General features: G+C 44.7%; 4 protein-coding genes and 1 pseudogene. 2 read left to right on the top strand and 3 right to left on the bottom strand.

Annotated features, from left to right (window positions below; all coding sequences use genetic code 11):
- Positions 1 to 270, top strand: a 270-nt coding sequence (locus RMO35_RS22775; protein ID WP_309744625.1) for an MSMEG_0570 family nitrogen starvation response protein, incomplete at its 5' end; no start/stop codon positions are given.
- Between the two features lie 78 nt (positions 271 to 348).
- Positions 349 to 750: a glutamyl-tRNA amidotransferase gene (locus RMO35_RS22780; protein ID WP_309744627.1), complete on the top strand. Its 402-nt coding sequence runs from the start codon at positions 349 to 351 to the stop codon at positions 748 to 750.
- Here RMO35_RS22780 and RMO35_RS22785 read toward each other — a convergent pair.
- The 3 genes and pseudogenes from RMO35_RS22785 to RMO35_RS25470 form a co-directional block, all read right to left on the bottom strand.
- Positions 747 to 1526, bottom strand: coding sequence for an ABC transporter ATP-binding protein (locus RMO35_RS22785; protein WP_309744629.1), 780 nt, complete (start codon positions 1524 to 1526; stop codon positions 747 to 749). The two genes, RMO35_RS22780 and RMO35_RS22785, sit on opposite strands and share 4 nt — an antisense overlap.
- Positions 1527 to 1664: 138 nt before the next feature.
- Positions 1665 to 2522, bottom strand: a complete 858-nt coding sequence (locus RMO35_RS22790) for an ABC transporter permease (RefSeq protein WP_309744631.1) — start codon at positions 2520 to 2522, stop codon at positions 1665 to 1667.
- Positions 2500 to 2616: pseudogene (locus RMO35_RS25470) on the bottom strand (aliphatic sulfonates ABC transporter substrate-binding protein); the annotation flags it as partial. The pseudogene RMO35_RS25470 and the gene RMO35_RS22790, both read right to left, overlap by 23 nt.

The raw sequence follows: 2616 nt of genomic DNA on the forward strand, positions 1-2616 counted from the left end.
TTTAAAATTCAATGGCCGGATGGTTCAGAAGAAACTTGTTATTCGCCATCTTCGATCGTCAAAAACTATTTCGAGCGAGATCGAGATTACGAGCTGGCTGATTTTGTCGATCGAGCGCAGACAGCTCTGAATAGTGCTAGCGATCGAGTGCTTGCCAAATATGGTAGACCCTGCGGTTTGGCGATCGGTCAATTAGCCGAGATTAAATCTAAAGCAGCGCAGTTTAATTCGGGCACCAGCCACGTCCGAGTTATTGAATTTATTGAATAGACCTGCGTGCGAGATGTAAATGTTTGCAAGTATAATTCTATGTTTCCCTGCATCTTAATAATAGATCCCATCGAACATATGTTAGATACTTGCGAGTTGGCTGTTAATGGCACCTTGATGCTGGGTTTGGAGCTAAATGGTAATTTGCAACAGGTGGGTGCCCAGTTTGGCTATGAAACTACCACCGCGCCAATTTATCGCTTGTGGTCGATCGAGGATCGGCATCCGGCGATGATGAGAGTGAGTCAGGGCGGAGCGGCGATCGCGATCGAGATCTGGTCGTTACCACTAGCTGGATTAGCCCAAATCTTGCACCAAGAACCCGCTGGATTGTGCATTGGCAAAATCAAATTAGCCGATAATCGTGAAGTTTTGGGCGTGCTGGGCGAGCCGTTCTTGTGTGAGGGACAACCGGAAATCACCCACTTTGGTGGCTGGCGAAATTACACCAAATCGATCCAAAAGCGCTCTGCGTTCTAAACTTTTGCGGCAACTAAGCCCTCCGCTCCATATTGACGGAGCAACACCATCAATTCATCGCGGTAATCTTGAAAGATCGTGTGACGTTTGGCGTTAGCACCGCGCTCGGCTAAATTAATCGTCAGCTCTTTTTTTACTGTACCAGGACGAGAACTAAGTACGAAGATCCGGTTGGAGAGAAATACTGCCTCTTCCACATCGTGAGTAATCGAAAGAATCGTAATTTTAGTCCGTTGCCAGAGATCGATAATAAATTCGTGCATCGATTCTTTGGTATGAATATCTAAGGCTCCAAATGGTTCGTCCATTAATAAGATTTGAGGTTCGCATACTAGAGCGCGGGCGATGGCGACGCGTTGTTTCATCCCGCCAGATAGCTCATTGGGCAAGCACTTGGCAAAGTCAGTCAAACCGACGACATTGAGATAATAACTAGCACGTTCGCGGCGCTCTCTTTTGGATACTCCTTGTAGTTTGAGACCAAACTCGGTATTCTCCTGAATGCTCAACCACGGATACAGTGTATAGTTCTGAAATACCATGCCGCGATCGGGACTCGGCCCTTTGACTGGCACCCCTGCAATCCGAATCTCGCCACAGCTCGGCGTATCGAGTCCCGCAATTTGCCGCAGCAGCGTAGATTTTCCCGAGCCAGAGGCTCCTACTATACAGACAAATTCGCCCCGCTCGATATTGATGTTGATGTTTTTAAGTACGGTTAGATTTCCATTCTGAGTCTGGAACTGTTTGGATAGATTATCGATTTGTACAAACATCTAATTTTTTGCGAGTAGTGGTTTTAATCTAGTCGATCGTCAAGCAGGTAAATATTGGCAAATTATAGCATTAAATATCGCCGATCGAGCGACCGCCTAATGACGGATATTTGAGCTACGTCTGGATATTTCTGGCTGCTAATTATGCTCTGACCACTTGCAAAAAACTCTAATTAGATATTGAAATAACAAGTCTAAAACTAGTCCGATCGTGCCGATGACAATAATACCGACAAAAATCTCATCGGTTTTTAAAAATCTCCCAGCCACACTAATTCTCCGCCCTAATCCTTCTGTCGCCGCGATCAGTTCGGCGACGATGACTAATTGCCATGCAGCAGCTAAATTGATCCGACAAGCATCTAAAATACCTGGAATCACATGGGGAAAGATCACCATCAATAGCGTCTGCAAGCGATTTCCACCTAAGATATAAGTTGCTTCGATTAAATCTTTAGATACAAATTTAACCGTATCCATTACCATTAAAGCATTGAAGAAGAATGTACCGATAAAAATCAGCGTAACTTTCGGTGCTTCATCGATACCTTGATAGAGAATTAGGAGCGGAATAAAAGCTGGTGCAGGCATATAGCGCATCAAACCAAATAATGGCTCAAATAACGCCCGAATACTGCGAAAACTGCCCATCAGAATTCCAGTCGGAATTGCAAATAAAGCCGAACAGAAAAACCCGACACCTACTCGCCACAAGCTAGCAATTGTATCTTGTTGTAACTCTCCAGTATTCCAGAGTCTCAAAAAAGCACTTACGACCGCAGCAGGTGAGGGTAAAAACTTAGGATCGATCGACCCAAAAGTTGTAATGCCCCACCACAAGATTAATGGTAAGCCGATCGAGATACCACTCAAAATCCAATTGAGTGGCCCAGGAATATCTTCTACCAATCTCCAGAATACCGATGGTCGTAAAGACGATCTAGCTCCCGCGTCTGATGAATCTCGATCGCGATTATTTCTTTGCTTTGGCTGCATATGCTTTGACAAATCTGTCATCAAATATTTTAGTTAGATCTGGTTTTGTTTTCGCTAACCCTACCTCACTCAAAAACGCACTCATTTGTGTCGC

Source organism: Chamaesiphon sp. OTE_20_metabat_361 (genome assembly GCF_031364565.1).

What these genes read in the sequence shown, in the direction of transcription:
- RMO35_RS22780 (WP_309744627.1), top strand. Translation starts at nt 349, where the DNA reads ATGTTAGATACTTGCGAGTTGGCTGTTAATGGCACCTTGATGCTGGGT.
- RMO35_RS22785 (WP_309744629.1), bottom strand. Translation starts at nt 1,526, where the DNA reads ATGTTTGTACAAATCGATAATCTATCCAAACAGTTCCAGACTCAGAAT.
- RMO35_RS22790 (WP_309744631.1), bottom strand. Translation starts at nt 2,522, where the DNA reads ATGCAGCCAAAGCAAAGAAATAATCGCGATCGAGATTCATCAGACGCG.